Origin of the sequence: Dyella terrae (genome assembly GCF_022394535.1) — a bacterium.
Taxonomy (GTDB): Bacteria; Pseudomonadota; Gammaproteobacteria; order Xanthomonadales; family Rhodanobacteraceae; genus Dyella.
Window position 1 is genome coordinate 3,810,603 of record NZ_CP089414.1, and the last position, 18,229, is coordinate 3,828,831.

Below are 18,229 nucleotides of genomic sequence, written 5' to 3' on the forward strand. Positions count from 1 at the left end.
GACCGTCGGTGTTCCTTTCGTTTGCCAAGCCTCATGTCGATGGGTTCTTGCGGCCGTGCAAGGCTGCAGCCGTGCTGTTGGCCGCGTGCATCGCCGGCTGCGCCACCTATCAGGCCAAGCCGCTGCCGGAGCAGGCCTCGTCCGCCTCCTCACTGTCACAACTGCAGGGCTATGACTCGGCCGTGTCGCCGCTGGATATGGCGGCGGTCGAGCGCCTGGTGCTGTTGAACAATCCGGATCTGCGCAGCCAGCATGCGCGTCGGCAGGCGGCGCAAGAACAGCGTAAGCAAGACGGCGTGCTGCCCAACCCCGTGGTGGGCGGCAACGCGGGTTATCTGCTCTCCGGTGTGGGCGATGCCACCGCGTGGACGGCATCGATCAGCCAGGACATCACCTCGCTCATTACCTTGCGCCCCCGCCGCGAAGCGGCCCAGGCGGCCGCCGACGAAGTAGATGCCGGCCTGCTGTGGGAACAGTGGCAGGTCGTGGGCAAGGCGCGCCTGCTGGTGATCGATCTGGTCGAAGGCGAACGGCAGATCGCTCTGCAGCAGCAAGCGCTGGATGCGCTGGCGCAGCGTGAGTCGCGCATCGTCAGCGCAGTGAGCGCGGGCAACATGGAGCGCGTGGCGGTGGCGTCCGATCTGGCCGCCGCGGCCGATGCACGCACCGCGCTGAACGATCTGCAGCGTCGCCAGTTGGATCTGCATCAGCAGCTCAACGCGCTGTTGGGGCTCAAGCCCGACGTGGTCGTGCCGCTGGCGCAGACCTTGCCGCCGCCCAGCGTCGATGCCGCCTCCATCCACGAGCAGTTTGCCGATGTGAGCCGACGCCGGCCGGATCTGGTGGCGCTGCAACTGGGCTATCGCGCGCAGGAGGCGACCTTGCGTGCCGCCGTGCTCGCGCAGTTTCCCGCATTGGCCATCGGCTACGATGCTTCGCAGGACAACAGCAAGGTACGCAACGGCGGCCCGGCGGTGAGCTTCACGTTGCCGCTGTTCGACCACAACCAGCACAACGTGGCCATCGCCAAGGCCACGCGCGAGCAACTGCAGGTGGAATACACCGTGCGCCTCGCCACCTCGCGCGACGAGGTGGATGCGCTGCTGACGCACTACGCGCAACTCGATGTGCAGCGGCAGGCACTGGTGCCCGCCACCGACGATGCCGTGCGCGCTTCCGCGCAGGCAGGTCATGCCGCGCAGGCAGGCCTGTTGGACCTGCGCAACGTGACCGATCTCCATGTTGCTGCGCTCAATCGGCAGCTGGCGCAACTGTCGACCGAGCAAGCCATGCTCGAACAGCAGACTGCGCTGGAACTGTTGGTGGGACGCGGTATGCCGACTGCTCTTGAACAGGATGTAATGGCTCCATGACCCATCGACTGCCATGGATCGCTTCAGCGCTGGCTGCCAGCGTTTTGATGACGTGTTCGCTGACCGCCTGCTCCGGCGCGGAAACCCCCGACGATGCCGCCGTGAGTGCCGCTGTCGTCACCGTGCTACTGAAGCAGGGCAGCGTGCCCGATACAGTGCCCGCCTACGGTACGGCAGGCCCCGCCGCGGACGCGGCGCAAGTGGTGAGTGTGCAGGCGGCCGGTCGCGTGCTGCGTTGGAACGTCACTGCCGGTACATCGGTGAAGCACGGCCAAGCGCTGGCCACGTTCGCGTTGGCGCCGGCATCGGTGGCGGCCTATCAGCAAGCGGTCACGGCGCAGCAGCTGGCGGAGACGCAGCGTGCACACACCGCGCAACTGCTCGCGCAACAACTGGCCACGCGCGACCAGCTCGATCAGGCGGAGAAAGCGCTGCACGATGCGCAGTCCGCGCTGGATGCGCTGGTGCAGCAGCAAGGTCGCAACCCGACCGTGGACGTGACGGCGCCCTTCGATGGCACGGTGGCGACGGTTGACGCGCAGCAAGGCGACAACCTGCAGCCGGGGGCGCCGCTGCTCACGGTGCAACGCGGCGATGGCCTGGTGGTCACGGCAGGTGTAGAGCGCGATGCGTTGGGGCGCGTGCAGATCGGCGCCAAGGCCGAGCTGGTGCCCATCGATGGTGGTGAGTCCATGCACGGCACCGTGCGCCGCGTGGCAAGTACGCTCAATCCGCATACGCACCAGTTGGATGTGGAGATCGTGCCCGACGGCGCACTGATCGGTGGCGAAGGGTTCCGCGCCGACATCGTGGTGGGCCAGTGGCAGGGCTGGCTGTTGCCGCGCGATGCGGTGCAGGGTGATGAAGAGGATCGCCACGTATTCCAGGTGGCGAACGGCAAGGCCAAGAGCGTGCCGGTGAAAGTGCTGGGCGATGCAGGCGACGTGACGGTGGCCAGCGGCGCGCTCGACGCACACCTGCCACTGGTGACGGAAGGCGCCACGCAACTCGATGACGGCATGGTGGTGCACGCGCCGTCGGAGAAAGCGAAGCCATGAGCCTGCCGACGTTGCTGGCGCGGCACGCGCGTGCCATCGTCATCGTGGCTTTCGCGCTGGCCATCGCGGGCTTGGCGAGTTCGTTCACGCTGCCGGTGGGCCTGTTTCCGCAGGTGTCGTTTCCGCGGGTGGTGGTGGATCTCGACGCGGGCGATCGCCCGGCCGACCAGACCGCGCTGTTACTGACGCGACCGGTCGAGGAAGCCATTCGTACCGTGCCCGGTGTTGCGGGCCTGCGTTCGGAAACCACACGCGGGTCGGCGCAGATCTCGGTGGACTTCGGCTGGGGCCGCGACATGATCGCGTCCACGTTGCAGGTCGATTCGGCCATCGCGCGTGTGCTGCCAAGCCTGCCGGCCGGTGCGACGTACAACGTGCGCCGCATGGACCCGACGGTCTATCCGATCATTTCGTATGCGCTGCAATCGGACACGCTGTCGCCGGTGGCGCTGCGCGATCTGGCGCAGTATCAGATCGTGCCGTTGCTGGCCTCGGTGCCGGGCTTGGCGCGCGTCGACGTGCAGGGTGGCGAAACCGCCGAAGTGGAAGTGGAGGCCGATCCGCGCAAGCTGGCGCAGTACGGCCTGAGCCTGGACGATCTCGCCACGGCGGTGAATGGTGCGAACCAGCTCGAAGCGGTCGGACGTCTGCAGGACCGCAACCAGCTCTACCTCGTGGTGGCCGACCATTCACTGCAGCGGCTCGACGCCATCCGCAATATCATCGTGAAGAACGATGCGCATGGCTGGGTGCGCCTGTCGGACGTGGCTACCATCCGTGATGGCTATATGCCGCAGTGGGTGAAGGTGAGCGAAGACGGCAAGCCCGCCGTGCTGTTCAACGTGTACGAACAGCCGGACGGCAACGCTGTGCAGATCGCAGGGCAGGTGCGCGACAAGCTCGCGGCTTTCCGCTTGCCCAAGGGCGTGAAGCTCACGCCTTGGTACGACCAGAGCGAGCTGGTGGTGGAGTCCGCGCACAGTGTGCGTGACGCGGTGCTGATCGGCCTATTGCTCGCGGCGGCAGTGTTGCTGCTGTTCCTGCGCAACCTGCGCGTTACGCTGATTGCCATGCTGGTGGTGCCGGTGACGCTTGCCGTCACGGCGTTGCTGCTGCAGATATTCGGCATGAGCTTCAACATCATGACGCTGGGCGGCATCGCGGCGGCGGTGGGGCTGGTGATCGACGACGTGATCGTGATGGTGGAGCACGTGGCTCGTCGCGCCGGTGCGGCCGATGGCGGTGGCGAGGCGGCGGTGCTGCCTGCGGCACGTGAGTTCCTTGCACCGTTGACCGGTTCGAGTCTCGCTACGCTGATCGTGTTCGTGCCACTGGGCTTGCTCAGTGGCGTCACGGGTGCGTTCTCCAAGGCGTTGTCGGTCACCATGGCGTGTGCGCTGGTGGTGTCGTGGCTGGTCAGCGCTTTCGTGGTGCCGCCGTTGCTGCGGCGCTGGGTGGATTTTCGCCGCTGGCACGATCCGGGGCTGGCTCACGAGAGTTGGCTCGCGCGCTCACACGCGCGCTTGTACGACGCCTTCGCGCGTCGCCCCGCATGGTTGCTGGCGATGGTCATTCCGCTGCTGGTGCTCGGCGGTGTGGCGTACACGCACGTGGCCACCGGCTTTATGCCGTCGGTGGACGAAAGCGGCTTCGTGATGGACTACTACACCAAGCCGGGCACGTCGTTGCCGGAAACGGCGCGACAGGTGGGGCAGGTGGAGGCGATCCTGCGTTCCATGCCGGAGGTGGATACGTTCTCCCGTCGTCTAGGCACCGGCCTGGGCGGCGACCTTGGCCAGTCTTATCACGGCGATTTCTTTGTGCGTCTGAAGTCGGGGCACAAGCGCGCCACCGAGGAAGTGATGAGCGACGTGCGCGAGCACGTCGAGCACGAAGTGCCGGGCGTCGAGGTGGAATTGGCCCAGCTGATGGAAGACCTTATCGGCGACCTCACTGCGGTGCCGCAGCCTATCGAGATCAAGCTGTATTCGGCGGATACGAAGACGCTGGTGCCGCAGGCACAGCGCGTCGCCAAGGCCATCGCTGATATTCCGGGCGTGGTAGAGATCAAGGACGGTGTGCAGTTGGCCGGTGATGCGCTGAATGTGCAGATAGATCCGGACAAGGCGACGCTCGAAGGCATGACCGTGGCGACCGTGACACTGGCGATCAACAATGCGCTGACCGGCGTGGTGGCGACGCAGTTGCCTCAGGAGACCAAGAGCGTGGGCGTGCGCATTCGCATGCCCGATGCGATGCAATGGCGCTTGCCGCAACTGCTCGCGCTGCCGGTGCGCGCTCCGGATGGGCACGTGTTCCCGCTGAGCCGCGTGGCGAGCATCGTGACCGAGAACGGCCAGCCGCAGATTTCGCGAGAGAACCTGCAGCAAATGGTCGCGGTGACCGCGCGCATCGACGGACGTGGCATGGGCGCGGCTGTGGCGGACGTGAAGAAGCTGCTGGCGCAGCCGGGCGTGCTCGATGCGGATACGCGTTACGAACTTGGTGGCCTTTACCAGCAACAGCAGATCGCCTTCCTCGGCTTGGGCAAGGTGTTCCTGATGGCGCTGGTGGCTGAGTTTGTGCTGCTTTTGTTTCTGTATGGCCGGCCCGGTCTGGCGCTGGTGGTGATGGGCTGCTCGCTGTTCTCTGCCACGGCGGTGTTCATTGCACTGTGGCTGTGCGGTGTGGACCTCAACATCACCGCGATGATGGGCATGACCATGATCATCGGCATGGGCACGGAGATGGCGATCTTCTATGTGTCCGAGTACGTCACGCTGGCGCAAGGCATGCCGCCGTTGCAGGCCTTGCGTATGGCCAGCCGCGACCGCCTGCGCCCCATCACCATGACGACGCTGGCGGCCATCCTTACGCTGTTGCCGCTGGCGCTCGCCTGGGGACAGGGCTCGGGTATCCAGCAGCCGTTGGCTATCGCGATCATCGCCGGACTGACCTTGCAGTATCCATTGGTGCTGCTGGTGATGCCCACGCTGATTGGCCTGGCGATGGGGCACGGGCGACACGGTGATGACGGTACGGCTGTAGCAACGTGACAGCCATCGCGGGGCTATTTCAACACGGCGCAGAATGGTGCGGGCTCTAAGAGAACTGTAAGCAAGCGTTGCGCAAGATGTCGCCATGGATTCACTTGCTCATGGCTTGCGGCGGCTGCCTCCCGCCTTCTGGTTGCTATTGCTGCTGCCGTTGCTGGCGGTGTTGCCGCCTGTTCCGATCGATGAAACGCGTTACCTGAGCATCGCGTGGGAAATGCGGCAGACCGGGCAATGGGTCACGTTGCATCTCAACGGCGTGCCGTACTTCGACAAGCCGCCGCTGCTGTTCTGGCTTTTGAACGCGATCTGGACGGTGCTGGTTCCGACGCTTTGGTCCGCGCGGGTTCTGCTGTTGGTTTGTGGAATGGGCTGCGTGGTGCTGTGCGGGCGCGTGGAGCGGCAGCTCGCGCCGGAGGCTTCCGGCGTGGCGAGCTGGCTGATGCTCGGTTTGATGTTCTTCGTCCTGTACACGGGCGTGGTGATGTTCGACGTGCTGCTGTGCCTGTGCGTGCTGCTGGGCTTCGTGGCGATCGCACGCTATGTCCGTACGGGAGATCGCAAGGCGCTGTTGCTGCTGTTCGTGGCCAGTGTGCTTGGCGTGCTGACCAAAGGGCCGGTCATGCTGCTGCATCTGGCCGGTCCCATGCTGTTGGCGCCGTGGTGGTCCGAGCGCCGGCCGCGCGTATCCTGGCGCTCCGTGGTGGTCATGCTGCTGGTGGCCGTGCTGGGTGGCATGCCTGCGCTGGCGTGGGCATGGGCGGCCGTGCACCACCTGAACCCTGCGGACGCGCAGGAACTGTTGCTACATCAGACTGCGGGACGCGTGGTGCAGAGCTTTGCGCACAACCGGCCGTTCTGGTGGTATCTGCCATGGGCCCCCGTACTGTTGCTGCCGTGGCCGCTGCTGTTGCGATGGCGCCGCGTCCCTGCGGCAGCGCGCGCATGGCGCGAATCGCAAGCAGCCCGCTTCGGCTTGTGCGCGACGGTGCCTGCACTGGTGGCATTTTGCCTGGTGAGCGGCAAGCAACTGCATTACCTGCTGCCGGTGCTGCCTGGCGCAGCGATCCTGCTGAGCGCGTGGCTACGCCATGACGCCGCGCTGCTGGCGGTGAAACGACTGTGGTGGCTGGTGGCGGTGATCGTGGTGGTGTTCGTGTGGGCTGTGCTCAGGCCCGCGCCGCTCGACGACGCGTCGCTAAGTCACAGCAGGGCGATCTGGCTGTATGCCTTGTCGGCAGGTCTGCTGGTGATCGCCATGGTGTGGCTGTGGTTGGGACGTAACGTCGACTCAGCGGCACGCGCGGCACAGGCAACGTTGTTCCTTGCCTTGGCGATGCTGCCGCTGGTGCGTTTGCAGTTGCTCGACGCGCTCGACGTGCGCCCACTGGCGGCACTTGAGCACGAGCTGCGCACGCAGGGCGTGCCCATGGTGCGCACGACCAACGAACCGGGCTTGCTGACGTTCCTCGCGCGTATGCCGGCACCGCTGCCCGTAGCCGACGATCCGGTAGCCTGGTGTGTGGAGCATCCGAATGGCGTGGTGTTGGCTTACTCCGGGCGAGGCAGGCCTCCGGAGGAGGCGCTCACGAGCGCCAGGCTTGCCAATGGTTGGGTGGCATTGGTGTCGGCGCGTGCCGTGATCAACCGGCCGAAGTCGATCGATCGGTTTGGTGATCCGTCCAGCGAGTAAGAGCTGCTAACAAAACAGCTTCAGGGCCGATGGGCGCCATAGGCGTGATTCGCCACATCGCCGATCGCGTCAGGCGCCTCGGTCGGATCGGCCGACGTCGCCGGCACGATGAAGTCGCCGAGTTGCCCATACACCACCCGATTGCGGCCATCGCGCTTCGCCTCGAACAGTGCGCTTTCTGCGTCGATCATCAGCTGGCGAAGTTCGTAGCCACTCCGTTCGGTCGACGCCACGCCGAAGCTTGCGGTGATGATCACGTGGCGGGTTTCACCCCACAGCGGTGTGGCGGCGATGGCCTGGCGGATACGCTCCGCGCGTTCGCGGGCCTGTGAGGCGCTGCAGCCGGGCATGTAGATGGCGAACTCCTCGCCGCCAAGGCGTCCGAAGATATCGTGGCGGCGCAGATGGTGCTGGCATGCAGCGACGGCGCGCTTGAGCACCAGGTCGCCAATGACGTGGCCGTGCGCGTCGTTCACGTCCTTGAAGTGGTCCAGATCCAGCAGGACCAGGCAGGCATCGCGGGTGGATTTGGCCGCGACGCGCAGGGCGATCTCCGCTTCGTCGACAAAATGTTGGCGGCTGTGCACACCCGTAAGGCTGTCGCGCGTGGCCAAACGCTTGAAACGCAGTTGCGAGCGCTTGGTGCGCCATAGCCAGAAAGCGATGGAGGCCACGACGGTCAGCAGCAGGGCGATGTACAGCCGGCTGGTTTCCATGTCCTTGCGGTCGAGTCGGCGCTGAAGCTGCAGGATCTGGTTCTGCTTGTTGAGCGCGTCGACTTGCATCTTGTTCGCCAGCAGTTGTTGCCTGACTGTTTGATAGGCGATGGCGCGAGCCGAGACGTCGTTGAGGTAGCCCTTGTCGGCTTCCATGTACTTCTCGTGGTACTCCAGCGCACCCTGCGGGTTACCCTGCCGGTTCTCCACGTTGTAGAGCACTTTGTACGCCGTGCTGCGTGTCTCGGCGAACTCGTTGGGAACGGCGTCGGCAAGTGCAGCGTTGGCATACTTGCGTGCTTGCGTCACGTCCCCTTGCTCCCAGTAGGCCTGGGCGAGCAAGGTGTCGAAGTCCGCGAGCAGTGCAGGATAGTGGTACGACTTCACTTCGCCGTAGTGGGCAAGGAGCAGCGTGACGGCATCGTCGGCATGGCCCTGCTTGATCGCATAGTCGGCGCGCTCGCTACGCAGCCCATCGGCGAAAAGCTCCTGCTTGCTGTCGTGGCAAACGTCGATGGCGCGGTCGAAATCGGCGTCGGTGCCTTTGATCTTGCCGCTGTGATACAGCGCCTTGATCTTGAAGACGAGGCCCTGGCATGTGTGCCCGGCCAAAGCCGTGTCGTCGAGGATCTGCTGCGCGTAACCGATGGCCAGATCGTACTGGCCCGCGAAGGTCAGGAACTGCGCGGCTTCGCCCAGGGCCTGATAGCGGGCCTCGGGGTCTTTTACGGTTGGCAACTGGTCAATCAGCACGCTCAGTCGCGTGAAGGCATCCTCATAGTGCCGGCCGATGCCGAGGATATTGACCAGCGTGGCCGTGGCGCGTACCTGCAGGGTCGGGTCGCCCGACAGGTTGACGATTTCGGTGAGCTGCGGCAGGGCTTGGTCGTAGCGGCCCTGGAAAGCCACCTGCCAGGCATCCAGATAGCGCAGCCGCCATTGCTCGGATGACGACAATTCGGCGCTGCGCTGGTCGAGTTCGCTCAGCAGCTTGAGAAAGGCATCGTGGTCGGAAGTCTTGATGCGATCGGCCCGGTCCAGCATGGGCGCCGGGTCTTCTGCGGTGGCAGGCACGGCCGCGCGGGCCGCACCCACGGATGATCCCAGCAACAGGCATGCCGCCAGGAAAAGGTTCCGGCCAAGGGCGCCGGTACGAGGCATCGTCAGGTCAGCGCGAGGTCGTGGGGAGCGATAGCAGAGGGAGGTTTGGCGTTTTTGCTCGGCGTCTTCTTTTCTTCGCCGCCCTCATCCTCTTCCTTCTCTTCCTCTTCTTCTTCCTCGCCCTCCTTGCGTGGCACGGTCTGTAAGCAGAACAGCGGTGCCTTATCCAGCAACGCGTACAGATCCTCGACATTCCTGGCCAGAATCGCTTCGCAGGCCGATGCCTCGACCCGGGCGTCGGCCAGGGCAATGCTCAATTCGTCACGGCTCGCTTGGCGCAGATGCGCGTCGGTGCCCAGTTTTTCCAGAAATTCGATGATGTTCGACATGTGCGTCCCCCCCGGGTGGTGATAGTACGGTGACAGCGTGTAGGTGTCTCTCCCCCGGAATTAGGCATCTCTCACCAAGCCTCCCGCTACATCGCGAAGAAGATGCTAGCGCGCGCTCCCTCGACGAGGGCCGGCGGGACGGCAGGATCCGCGAAGGATGTCGGCGATCCTGAGATGGATGCGACAACGCTCGGATATCCGGATGAAAGGTCCCCCTGTGTCGCTGCGACAAGGCCGCCGCTGGATTTCCGATCATAGCCTTGTTTTTTGCGTCATATGTGCACGCCGGAGTTCTGATGAAAGGCACTGCGGAGAACGGCCAACGGCGCGTGGAAAGCTCAGTTGGCATGGTCGGCGGCACCGAGGAAAGGCAGCACCTCAGTGAGAAAGGCCTCCGTGTGTTCGCTATGCAGTCGGTGTCCAACCCCCAATGATCGGGCGGTTGCCTGGGGTAGCCGGGCGGCCAGTAGCGGAAGGCGTTTCGTGACGAGGCCATCGTCGTGGCCCGCCAGTAGCAGGCAAGGCGTTTGCAAAGTGGCGAGACGACGCCACCAATCGGGCATAGGTGCACGCAGTTCCGGCAGCACAGAGCGTGTCGCACGCAGATCGAAGCGTCGCAAGAAAACGAGGCGCAGCAGGCGACCCAGGCCCACAAGCTGCAGCGAGCGTCGCCATGCTGGCCCCGGTTGTGCCGAGGCAATGGCGGCCGCATCGGCGGCATCCTGCGGTGGCACGGGCGTTGCCTCCACGACCACTCGCCGGATGCGCCCCGGCTGGTGTGTCGCCAGCTTGAGCGCGAGATGGCCTCCCAGCGAATGGCCGAGCAGGCTCAGCTGTGACAGGTTCAGCGCGTCGAGCAAGGCGATCAGGTCCTGCTCGAAATCCATGAGCGCATAGGTGGACGTCCGCTCGCTGCGCCCATGGCCGCGCAGGTCGGGTGCGATGACCCGGAAACCTGCGTGGGCCAGCGCAGAGGCCGTGTCCTTCCAACTATCGGACTGGCTGGCAAAAGCGTGGATCAGCATGATCGGCGCGCCATCCTCGCGACCGCAGGTGCGGTAAGCCATGCGATGGCTGCGCACTTTCAGGAATCGATAGGTCGACAGGCGGCTTTCCATAGCATCACATCTGGCAGAGCGAATGCGGCCATGGTGCATGGCCTTCACAGTGTGAAACAGCGGGAAAGACGTCACTGGTTTGCACAGCAGGCGAATAGCTATGATCGGGCGATTGCCACCGAATCGGCACGACGATGTCGGCCGTGCCATAGAAGAATCCGGGCGCGTGGCGAGGCCTGACATGGGAGCTGGACATGCGATTCATGCGCTTTGAGCAGCACGATCGGGTTGGCCTGGCCGTCGATGCGGGTGATGGCTGGCGTGGGCGTTTCATTGATGAGGATGGCATCCCAGCCGATGTCAGCGCCATCGCAGCGAGCGAAGAGCGTGCGCGCTTGGCGCTGGTCGAACGCCTGCGTGAAGGCTTTGCCGTCGATACGAACCAGGTGCGTTACCTGCCGCCGAGCGCGAACCCGGGCAAGATCATCTGCCTGGGGCTCAACTATCGCGATCACGCGCGGGAATTCGACTCACCGCCGCCCGCCTACCCCACGTTGTTCGCTCGCTTTGTATCGAGCCTTATCGGGCATGGCCAGCCGCTGGTTCGTCCGCGTGTGTCGGACAAATTCGATTACGAGGGCGAGCTGGTGCTGATCCTCGGTCGTGGCGGCAAGCACATTGCCCAGGAAGACGCGCTCGATCACGTATTCGGTTACAGCGTCTTCAACGATGGCTCGATCCGCGACTACCAACTGCGTACGTCGCAATGGACCGTCGGCAAGAACTTCGACGGCACCGGCGCATTCGGCCCGTGGGTAGTGACGGCCGACGAACTGCCGCCCGGCGCCACCGGACTGACGCTGGAAACGCGCCTCAATGGCGAAGTGATGCAGCACGCGTCCACCAGCGACATGATCTTTGGCGTTGCACAGACCATTGCCATCATCAGCGAAGGCATGACGCTCGATGCCGGCGATGTGATCGTCATGGGGACGCCATCGGGCGTGGGCTACGGGCGCAAGCCGCCGGTCTACATGAAGCCCGGCGACGTTTGTGAGGTGTCCATTGAGCGCATCGCCACCTTACGTAACGCAGTAGTGCAAGAGGCGTGAGAAAGGCGGGCGCGTCCGCGCCCACCGGTGATGGTCACTTCTTCGTAGGCTTCTTGGTGGGCTTGCCATGCTTGGGGGGCGTAGTGGGCGAGCTGCCGCTACCCGTGGTCTTCAGTTGGGTCAGCGCATCGAGCAGCGTCTGGCCCTTGGGCGTGCCCAGGCCCGTGCATGCGTCCCAGCCCTTGGCGGCTGCGAACTTGCCGTTGTTGCCCTGCGTGATGTCGCGGAAAGCAGCGGTACCGATGGCGTAGAACGCTTCGTGCGGATCGCCTACGTTCTGCCCCAGTTGCTGGTTGAAGCGCGCAATCAGCGCGGCCCACAACGGTGCGACGGCACTGGTGCCACCAATCACCTGGCTCTGTCCATCCACCAGTACCTGGTAGCCGGTGTTCGGATCGGCATCACCGGCGACATCGGGCACACCGCGGCCCACGAAGCCGTTGGCGCCTGCAGGCACGTTGGACGATTGTTGCCAGGTGGGCAAGGCGAAACTCGCGCTGACGCCGCCGCCCGTGGCGCCTTCGTTGCTGGCCAGATCGTTCCACACGGTTTCGCTGGTGATGCTGGTGCCACTGGCGGCCAGCGAGGTGCCGCCGCAAGCCAGCGCGTACGGGCTGGACGCAGGGAAATCCACGTGCGGCTGGTTATCGCTCTCGCCATCAGTGAAGCCACTGTCACCGCACGCCACCGTGATGGTGACACCGAGCGCAGCGGCATCCTGCAGCGCGCTCTGCATCGCGCTCAGCGATGAAGCGGACCAGCCGTCTTCCGGGCCGCCCCAACTGATCGACATGACTGACGGGTGATTGGTGGTGTCGTGCGCCGCCTGCGAGATGGCCTCGTAGAAACCCTGGTCGGTATTCGGTGCGAAATACACGGCGATGTTGGCGCCCGGTGCGAGCGCGCCGATCACTTCCACGTCGAGCATCACTTCACCATCGGCATCACCACCGGGCTGGCTGGTGCCGCCCTGCACGGATACCACCGTCACCGTGGGCGCCTTCACGCCCAGCGATTGCATGTACTGCGTGAAGTCGCTCTGCGTAAAACCGCCGCCGAGTTCGATCACTGCCACCGTTTGCCCCGTGCCATCGACGCTCGCCGGAAACTGGTAGATCGAGCCCAGTTGCGGTGGCGTGTACGTGGTGGCCGGCTTGGCGGAGGGGCGGCGAAAATGCGGGCGTGCGATCGGCCGCGCGTCCAGGCCGAGCACGGCGATGACGGATGACGAGATCGTGCCGGGGAGAGACGGCGGAAGATGGCAACCGATCAATTCGGGGCCGCCGTCCGGCATCTGGTAACGGCCCAGTTGCACGCCGAACGCCTGCTGCAATTGCTGTGGCGTACCACGCAGATGCATCACGCGGCGATTGAGTGCGGAGCTTGTCTCGGTCAGGCCATGTTCGCTTGCGAACTTACGGATGATTTCCGCGTCCGCCGGGTCCGCGCCCCATTGGGTGCCGAAATCTTCACGGCGCAGCGCAGGCTTGTGCGGCCACGCCGCGGGCGAAGGGTGTTGACCACCGCGGTGCCGCATGACGATGGTGACGTCCATGGGTTCCGTTCCTTCGTGCGGTCCCAGGTACGTGGCCTCGTTGGCGAGCGGCCAGTGATGACGGCGGGCGGTGGTCGTGCTCATGGTCGAACTCCTTGGTGACAGGCTGGCTGAGACTGCACTTTCAAATGTTGCAGCGGGGTGTTCGTGGCGCCGGGGCATTCATGCATGGTGCGGTTTTGCCGTCTCACCGTCCGCGTCAACCTGCCTCCACGGCGTGCTGTCGCGAAAGCGCTAAAATGGGCAAATGTCTTGCCCGAGAGTTCGCCCATGAGCTACCCCGCCGTTCGCATGCGCCGCATGCGCCGCGATGCTTCTCCCGCGCGCTGATGCGCGAGAACACCTTGCTTCCCACCGACCTGATCATGGTCGCCTTCATCATCGAAGGTGAAGGCCAGCGCGAGCCGGTGCCGTCCATGCCGGGCGTGGATCGCGTGTCGATCGATGAGTTGCTAAAGCTGGCGGGCGAGTGCGTGCGTCTGGGCATTCCCGCGCTGGCGCTTTTCCCTTCGCCGGGTGCATCGGTGAAGAGCGAGGACGCACGTGAGGCGTGGAACCCCGATGCCCTGATGCAGCGCGCGACGCGCGCGCTCAAGGCGACGTACCCGGATCTTGGCCTGATCGGTGACGTGGCGCTGGACCCTTACACCACTCACGGGCAGGACGGCCTGATCGACGAGCACGGCTACGTGATGAACGAGCCCACCATCGAAGCGCTGATCAAGATGTCGCTGGCGCAGGCGGAAGCGGGCATGGATTTCGTGGCCCCGTCCGACATGATGGACGGACGCATTGGCGCCATCCGCGATGCGCTGGAAGACGCCGGTTACATTCACACACGCATCCTTGCCTACTCCGCCAAGTACGCCTCGGCGTTCTATGGCCCGTTCCGCGATGCCGTGGGTTCCGCTGGCAACCTGGGCAAGGGCAACAAGCACACCTACCAGATGGATGTGGGCAACAGCGACGAAGCGTTACGCGAGATCGAGCTGGACATCCACGAAGGCGCTGATGCGGTGATGGTGAAGCCGGGTATGCCGTATCTCGATGTGCTGCGTCGGGTGAAGGATGCGTTTGGCATGCCGACGTTTGTGTATCAGGTGAGTGGCGAGTACGCGATGTTGAAGGCTGCCGCGCAGAATGGCTGGCTGGACGAGAAGGCGGTGGTGTTGGAGTCGCTGACGGCGTTCAAGCGGGCGGGGGCGGATGCGATTTTGACGTATTTCGCGGTGGATGCGGCGCGGTGGTTGCGGGGCGAGTGATGCCACTTTTTGCTCCCTCGCCCCTCCGGGGAGAGGGTTGGGGTGAGGGGTCAATCTAGCCTCATCGTTTCTTCTAAGCCGTCATCCCTGCGAAGGCAGGGATCCAGTGACTTTGCTCTCGGTTGGCGCGTGATCGCGACCTGGCCGCCTACGCGGCGGGCGTTTCGACCTCCTGCCGGAGGCCGAGTCACTTTTCTTTGCTTGCCCGAAGAAAAGTAACCCGAAGAAAGGGCACCCCCACTTGGCGCTGGCCGATAAAGCCGGCCAGTACGTGAGGGGCGGCCGGGCTTTTCGACAGGGCCTCCTGCCCTGGCGAAAAGGGATCGGCATCCATGCCGATCCCCCCTGCGGGCCTTTTCGTCCACCCCTCACCGCCGCACAGGGGGGCCCGACGGTCAAAAGCGAAAGCAGACGGCTCGTGCAGCTGCGCTGCACATCGCGTCGTGGCAGGTTGTGTCACTACCTGGCTGGTTGTCCACGACGGTCGGGATGCGTAGCGACGACCGGCTTTAAGTTCTCTCCGCGACGGCGTTTCCGTTGCGCCAGTTCTGCGAGCTGCATATACGCGGCTGCGCGTCGAGGCGAGGAGGGTTCGGTGCGGGACGAGTCATCGATCGGCTTGGTCGATAGAAGCCTGCACCACTCACACATGGCGATAAACCCCCAAATCCGCCTGTACCCCCAACCCGTGCATAAACCCCGCCGGATCAAACCGCTCCTTCGCATAGCGCGCCTGCATCACCGCCTTCGCCGCCGACATATGCGACTCGTCGATCCACTCCACCACCGTCATCACATTGAACTCGCCACCAAGGTCCGGTTGAGTAAGCACCAGGTTCTGGCGGCAGCCCGGCAATTGGTCGAGCGCGCGTTGGGTCAGGTGGAGGCGTTCGAGGAAGGCGTTCCATGCGGCGACGGGGACGTTGAAACGGTCGATGCGGTAGACCGGCCTGCGATCGAAGGCGAGGGCGTGGCTCATGAGTGCTCATTCCGAGTGAAGTGCGTGGCACTCTAAGACCTCAACCAAAGTTGAGGTCAAGAGGTATCGGATGAGTCAGGTTCCCCAGCATGGCCTGCCAATGACGCTGAGCGTGGGCGAGGTGGCGCGTCGCAGTGGTGTGGCGGTGTCGACGCTGCATTTCTACGAGACGAAGGGGCTGATCCGCAGCGAGCGGACGGTAGGCAATCAGCGGCGCTATGCGCGTGCCGTGCTGCGGCGAGTCTCGTTTATTCGCGTGGCGCAGCGTGTCGGGATCTCGCTGGCGGATATCGCCTCGGCCCTCGCCACGTTGCCGGTCACAGCGGCGCCGGGGAGGGAAGATTGGGCGCGGCTCTCCGCTGCGTGGCGGGCGGAGCTGGACGAGCGCATCGCGCAGTTGAAGAAACTGCGCGACACGCTGGATGACTGCATCGGTTGCGGATGTCTGTCGATCGACCGCTGTCGTTTGCGCAATCCGAACGACAAGCTTGGTGATGATGGTGCCGGCCCGCAGCGACTGCTGGTGAAGAAATAGCGCGGCAGGCGCGAGTTACATCATTTCAGGCGTACTGCGCGACACCATTGCCGAACGACCAGTTTTCTTTGCCGGTTTCCAGCAGATTGATGAACACGTCCTGGGACCTCAGTCCTGGCTCTTTGCTGAGCAATTCAGCCGTGCGCTGGTAGAAGGCTTTTTTCTGTTCGATGGTGCGCGTGTTGTTGCAGGCGATCTGGATAATCACCAAGTCGTCAGTGCGTGGCACGTCCAGATAGTTCGGGTCGTAGTCGAACTCTTCCGCGTCATGCTGATGCACCAGGATGAAGCGGTCGTTCTGAGGCACGTTGAATGCCTCGACCATGGCGCGATAGACGCTGTTGCGGATGGCGGCGATGTGTTGCGCGCTTTTGCCGCGGCGAAGTGAGATGCGTACGAGGGGCATGGGGACTCTCCAGCGAAGGCTCAGGGTTGGGAGACGTGGCCGACCTCGTACCACTGGCCGGCGGATAAGGCGGGGCGCGGTTCGTCCCACAGGCGGAAGCTCACGCGCGTCCACGTAGTGGGTTCGAAGGCGCTGACGGCGCCGAGTGCGCCGCGCTCGATGTCGCGTTGAAGCTGTGCGCGATGTTCCTCGCGCAATACGTCGAGCGCGCTGTGCGGCGCTATGGCATGTATCTCGCGTGATGCAAAGCGCGCATGCCGCGCTTCGGGTGATAGATAAGCATCCCACACCGGCCACACGCGAATGGAGGGCCAGCCGAAGGCTTTCACCATATTGGCAAAGCCGTCACTACCCAGGAAGCGCTGCATGGCGGCGCTGTCCTTCCATACATAGAACGGCGCATACAGGTTTTCGCTCGACGACGGCCCGCGCTCCGCATACAGGTAGCTCTTCAAGAGCAGGCCGTCGAAGTGATCCAGCATGTGGCCTTTGTCGGCGATGCGCTGGCGGATGATGGCCATGTCGTAGTCGGTTGGCAGGGTGAAGCTGTACTGCATGGCGATCATGCGCGTGCCTCCTCGTCCTTCAATTCTCGCAGCCGTGCCACCGCAGACGCGGCGACGGGCCAGCCGGCATAGAAGGCCAGATGAGTCGTGAGCGCGACGAGTTCGTCATGGCGGATGCCGTTGTCGCGCGCACGCCGCAAGTGGAACGGCAACTGTTCGGTGCGGCCCAGCGCGATCAGCGCGGCGACCGTGGCAAGGCTGCGGTCACGCGGCGCCAGCGAGGGATCGCTCCATACCTCGCCGAACAGCACGCGGTCGGTGAGCTCGGCAAAAGCTGGCGCGACATCGCCAAAACTTCGCTGGCCGTCGTCGGGCTGGGTGTCCATGGAAAGCCTCCTCATGCTTGACGAGGACTAGCCTAAGGCGGAGAGTATCATCCCGAAAATCGGAAAATATTGGATTGATAGTCCAATAAAACAGGATGATTGCTATGCGGCGCATCACCTTCGATCTCGACGTACTGCGTACCTTTGTCACCGGTGTGGAAGCGGGCAGCTTTGCCAAAGCGGCGGAGCGCCTGAACCGCTCTACCTCGGCAGTGAGCGCGCAGCTGAAGAAGCTGGAGGAGCAGGCCGGCATGCCGGTGCTGCGCAAATCCGGCCGTGGCATGGCGCTGACCGAGGCCGGTGAAACCATGCTGGCTTACGCCCGCCGGCTGCTGGAGCTCAACGACGAGGCCGCCGCGGCGCTGCATGGGGCGGATCTCGAAGGTCGGGTACGGCTCGGCCTGCCGGAGGATTTCGGCGAAAGCCTGCTCACCGAGGTGCTGGGCCGCTTCGCGCGCTCGCATCCGCGCGTGCGGGTGGAGGTCCGTATCGCGCGCAACACCGAATTGCTCGATCGTGTCGGTTCCGGTCGCCTTGATCTGGCACTGGCCTGGGATGGTGGCGTGTCGACGCCGCATGAGGAACATATGGGCAGCATGCCGCTGCGCTGGATCGGTGGTGCGGATGGCGCACCCGCATGGCCTCGCGATGACGACGAACCACTCCCGCTGGTGATGCTCGAGGCGCCGTGCATCATGCGCACCGCCGCAACCACCGCCTTGGACCGGGCCAATATTCCCTGGCGTATCGCCTTCACCAGCGCCAGTCTCGCGGGAACCTGGGCCGCAGTGGCCGCAGGACTTGGTGTGTCGTTGCGAACATCCTACGGATTGCCACCAAGCGTGCGCGCGTTGTTGCCGCGTGAGACCGCGTTGCCGCCGTTGGGCGAACTGGGACTGCGCCTGCATCGTGCGGATGCCGAGTCGTCACCGGCGGTGGACCGCCTCGCGGCGATCCTCACTCAGCAATGGCAGGAACTGCCTCTGGCAGCCTGATTCGCGACGTGCATCGCTGATATCGCTGATCGGGGACGGTTTACACAGTAGC

General features: G+C 64.4%; 16 protein-coding genes and 1 pseudogene. 8 read left to right on the plus strand and 9 right to left on the minus strand.

Going from position 1 to position 18,229, the window contains the following annotated elements; all coding sequences use genetic code 11:
* The first annotated feature begins 71 nt into the window (after nt 1–71).
* The 4 genes from DYST_RS16655 to DYST_RS16670 all read left to right on the plus strand — a co-directional run bounded on the left by DYST_RS16655 (nt 72) and on the right by DYST_RS16670 (nt 7,177).
* Nucleotides 72–1,373, plus strand: a complete 1,302-nt coding sequence (locus tag DYST_RS16655) for a TolC family protein (RefSeq protein WP_239946762.1) — start codon at nt 72–74, stop codon at nt 1,371–1,373.
* Nucleotides 1,370–2,431, plus strand: coding sequence for an efflux RND transporter periplasmic adaptor subunit (locus DYST_RS16660; RefSeq protein WP_239946763.1), 1,062 nt, complete (start codon nt 1,370–1,372; stop codon nt 2,429–2,431). The genes DYST_RS16655 and DYST_RS16660 overlap by 4 nt, the downstream gene beginning before the upstream one ends.
* Nucleotides 2,428–5,487, plus strand: a complete 3,060-nt coding sequence (locus tag DYST_RS16665; RefSeq protein ID WP_239946765.1) for an efflux RND transporter permease subunit — start codon at nt 2,428–2,430, stop codon at nt 5,485–5,487. Before DYST_RS16660 ends, DYST_RS16665 begins: the two co-directional genes overlap by 4 nt.
* 85 nt (nt 5,488–5,572) lie before the next feature.
* Entirely contained in the window at nt 5,573–7,177 is a 1,605-nt protein-coding gene (locus tag DYST_RS16670) for an ArnT family glycosyltransferase (protein ID WP_239946767.1), read from the plus strand.
* Between the two features lie 20 nt (nt 7,178–7,197).
* Here DYST_RS16670 and DYST_RS16675 read toward each other — a convergent pair whose 3' ends face one another.
* From DYST_RS16675 to DYST_RS16685, 3 genes are all read right to left on the minus strand, one after another.
* Complete coding sequence (locus tag DYST_RS16675; RefSeq protein ID WP_239946769.1) at nt 7,198–8,988, minus strand: tetratricopeptide repeat-containing diguanylate cyclase; 1,791 nt, start codon at nt 8,986–8,988, stop codon at nt 7,198–7,200.
* A 68-nt stretch (nt 8,989–9,056) separates the two neighbouring features.
* Nucleotides 9,057–9,383, minus strand: a complete 327-nt coding sequence (locus DYST_RS16680) for a hypothetical protein (RefSeq protein ID WP_102303056.1) — start codon at nt 9,381–9,383, stop codon at nt 9,057–9,059.
* 338 nt (nt 9,384–9,721) lie between these two features.
* A complete protein-coding gene (locus tag DYST_RS16685; RefSeq protein WP_239946771.1) occupies nt 9,722–10,501 on the minus strand; it encodes an alpha/beta fold hydrolase in 780 nt (259 codons plus the stop codon).
* A gap of 194 nt (nt 10,502–10,695) precedes the next feature.
* Here DYST_RS16685 and DYST_RS16690 point away from each other — a divergent pair, with 194 nt between their 5' ends.
* Nucleotides 10,696–11,553 (plus strand): fumarylacetoacetate hydrolase family protein, encoded by an 858-nt coding sequence (locus DYST_RS16690; protein WP_102303054.1) that lies wholly within the window; start codon nt 10,696–10,698, stop codon nt 11,551–11,553.
* Between the two features lie 34 nt (nt 11,554–11,587).
* On the opposite strand, the gene DYST_RS16695 is transcribed toward DYST_RS16690, so the two are convergent.
* Entirely contained in the window at nt 11,588–13,192 is a 1,605-nt protein-coding gene (locus DYST_RS16695; protein ID WP_239946773.1) for a S53 family peptidase, read from the minus strand.
* Nucleotides 13,193–13,378: 186 nt separating this feature from the next.
* Here DYST_RS16695 and hemB point away from each other — a divergent pair.
* Nucleotides 13,379–14,370, plus strand: a pseudogene (gene hemB, locus DYST_RS16700) (porphobilinogen synthase).
* A 187-nt stretch (nt 14,371–14,557) separates the two neighbouring features.
* Here the strand turns inward: hemB and DYST_RS16705 are convergent.
* On the minus strand, nt 14,558–14,704 hold the full coding sequence (locus tag DYST_RS16705; protein ID WP_239946775.1) for a hypothetical protein: 147 nt from the start codon (nt 14,702–14,704) through the stop codon (nt 14,558–14,560).
* A 309-nt stretch (nt 14,705–15,013) separates the two neighbouring features.
* Entirely contained in the window at nt 15,014–15,349 is a 336-nt protein-coding gene (locus DYST_RS16710) for a hypothetical protein (RefSeq protein ID WP_239946777.1), read from the minus strand.
* Between the two features lie 70 nt (nt 15,350–15,419).
* On the opposite strand from DYST_RS16710, the gene soxR reads away from it, so the two are divergent.
* Nucleotides 15,420–15,884 (plus strand): redox-sensitive transcriptional activator SoxR, encoded by a 465-nt coding sequence (gene soxR / locus DYST_RS16715; RefSeq protein WP_102303050.1) that lies wholly within the window; start codon nt 15,420–15,422, stop codon nt 15,882–15,884.
* A 25-nt stretch (nt 15,885–15,909) separates the two neighbouring features.
* Here soxR and DYST_RS16720 read toward each other — a convergent pair whose 3' ends face one another.
* From DYST_RS16720 to DYST_RS16730, 3 genes are read right to left on the minus strand one after another with little or no spacing between them, the layout of a single operon-like run.
* The gene (locus tag DYST_RS16720; RefSeq protein ID WP_239946778.1) at nt 15,910–16,290 is read right to left on the minus strand and encodes a tautomerase family protein; all 381 of its coding nucleotides are present in this window, start codon (nt 16,288–16,290) and stop codon (nt 15,910–15,912) included.
* Nucleotides 16,291–16,310: 20 nt separating this feature from the next.
* Nucleotides 16,311–16,856, minus strand: a complete 546-nt coding sequence (locus DYST_RS16725; RefSeq protein WP_239946780.1) for a DUF4865 family protein — start codon at nt 16,854–16,856, stop codon at nt 16,311–16,313.
* A complete protein-coding gene (locus tag DYST_RS16730) occupies nt 16,853–17,182 on the minus strand; it encodes a carboxymuconolactone decarboxylase family protein (RefSeq protein ID WP_239946782.1) in 330 nt (109 codons plus the stop codon). Before DYST_RS16730 ends, DYST_RS16725 begins: the two co-directional genes overlap by 4 nt.
* A gap of 104 nt (nt 17,183–17,286) precedes the next feature.
* On the opposite strand from DYST_RS16730, the gene DYST_RS16735 reads away from it, so the two are divergent.
* On the plus strand, nt 17,287–18,177 hold the full coding sequence (locus DYST_RS16735; RefSeq protein ID WP_239946783.1) for a LysR substrate-binding domain-containing protein: 891 nt from the start codon (nt 17,287–17,289) through the stop codon (nt 18,175–18,177).
* Nucleotides 18,178–18,229 lie beyond the last annotated feature (52 nt).

What these genes read in the sequence shown, in the direction of transcription:
- DYST_RS16735 (WP_239946783.1), top strand. Translation starts at nt 17,287, where the DNA reads ATGCGGCGCATCACCTTCGATCTCGACGTACTGCGTACCTTTGTCACC.
- DYST_RS16695 (WP_239946773.1), bottom strand. Translation starts at nt 13,192, where the DNA reads ATGAGCACGACCACCGCCCGCCGTCATCACTGGCCGCTCGCCAACGAG.
- DYST_RS16690 (WP_102303054.1), top strand. Translation starts at nt 10,696, where the DNA reads ATGCGATTCATGCGCTTTGAGCAGCACGATCGGGTTGGCCTGGCCGTC.
- DYST_RS16720 (WP_239946778.1), bottom strand. Translation starts at nt 16,290, where the DNA reads ATGCCCCTCGTACGCATCTCACTTCGCCGCGGCAAAAGCGCGCAACAC.
- DYST_RS16730 (WP_239946782.1), bottom strand. Translation starts at nt 17,182, where the DNA reads ATGGACACCCAGCCCGACGACGGCCAGCGAAGTTTTGGCGATGTCGCG.
- DYST_RS16710 (WP_239946777.1), bottom strand. Translation starts at nt 15,349, where the DNA reads ATGAGCCACGCCCTCGCCTTCGATCGCAGGCCGGTCTACCGCATCGAC.
- DYST_RS16725 (WP_239946780.1), bottom strand. Translation starts at nt 16,856, where the DNA reads ATGATCGCCATGCAGTACAGCTTCACCCTGCCAACCGACTACGACATG.
- DYST_RS16660 (WP_239946763.1), top strand. Translation starts at nt 1,370, where the DNA reads ATGACCCATCGACTGCCATGGATCGCTTCAGCGCTGGCTGCCAGCGTT.
- DYST_RS16665 (WP_239946765.1), top strand. Translation starts at nt 2,428, where the DNA reads ATGAGCCTGCCGACGTTGCTGGCGCGGCACGCGCGTGCCATCGTCATC.
- DYST_RS16685 (WP_239946771.1), bottom strand. Translation starts at nt 10,501, where the DNA reads ATGGAAAGCCGCCTGTCGACCTATCGATTCCTGAAAGTGCGCAGCCAT.
- DYST_RS16705 (WP_239946775.1), bottom strand. Translation starts at nt 14,704, where the DNA reads ATGGATGCCGATCCCTTTTCGCCAGGGCAGGAGGCCCTGTCGAAAAGC.
- DYST_RS16680 (WP_102303056.1), bottom strand. Translation starts at nt 9,383, where the DNA reads ATGTCGAACATCATCGAATTTCTGGAAAAACTGGGCACCGACGCGCAT.
- DYST_RS16670 (WP_239946767.1), top strand. Translation starts at nt 5,573, where the DNA reads ATGGATTCACTTGCTCATGGCTTGCGGCGGCTGCCTCCCGCCTTCTGG.
- soxR (WP_102303050.1), top strand. Translation starts at nt 15,420, where the DNA reads ATGAGTCAGGTTCCCCAGCATGGCCTGCCAATGACGCTGAGCGTGGGC.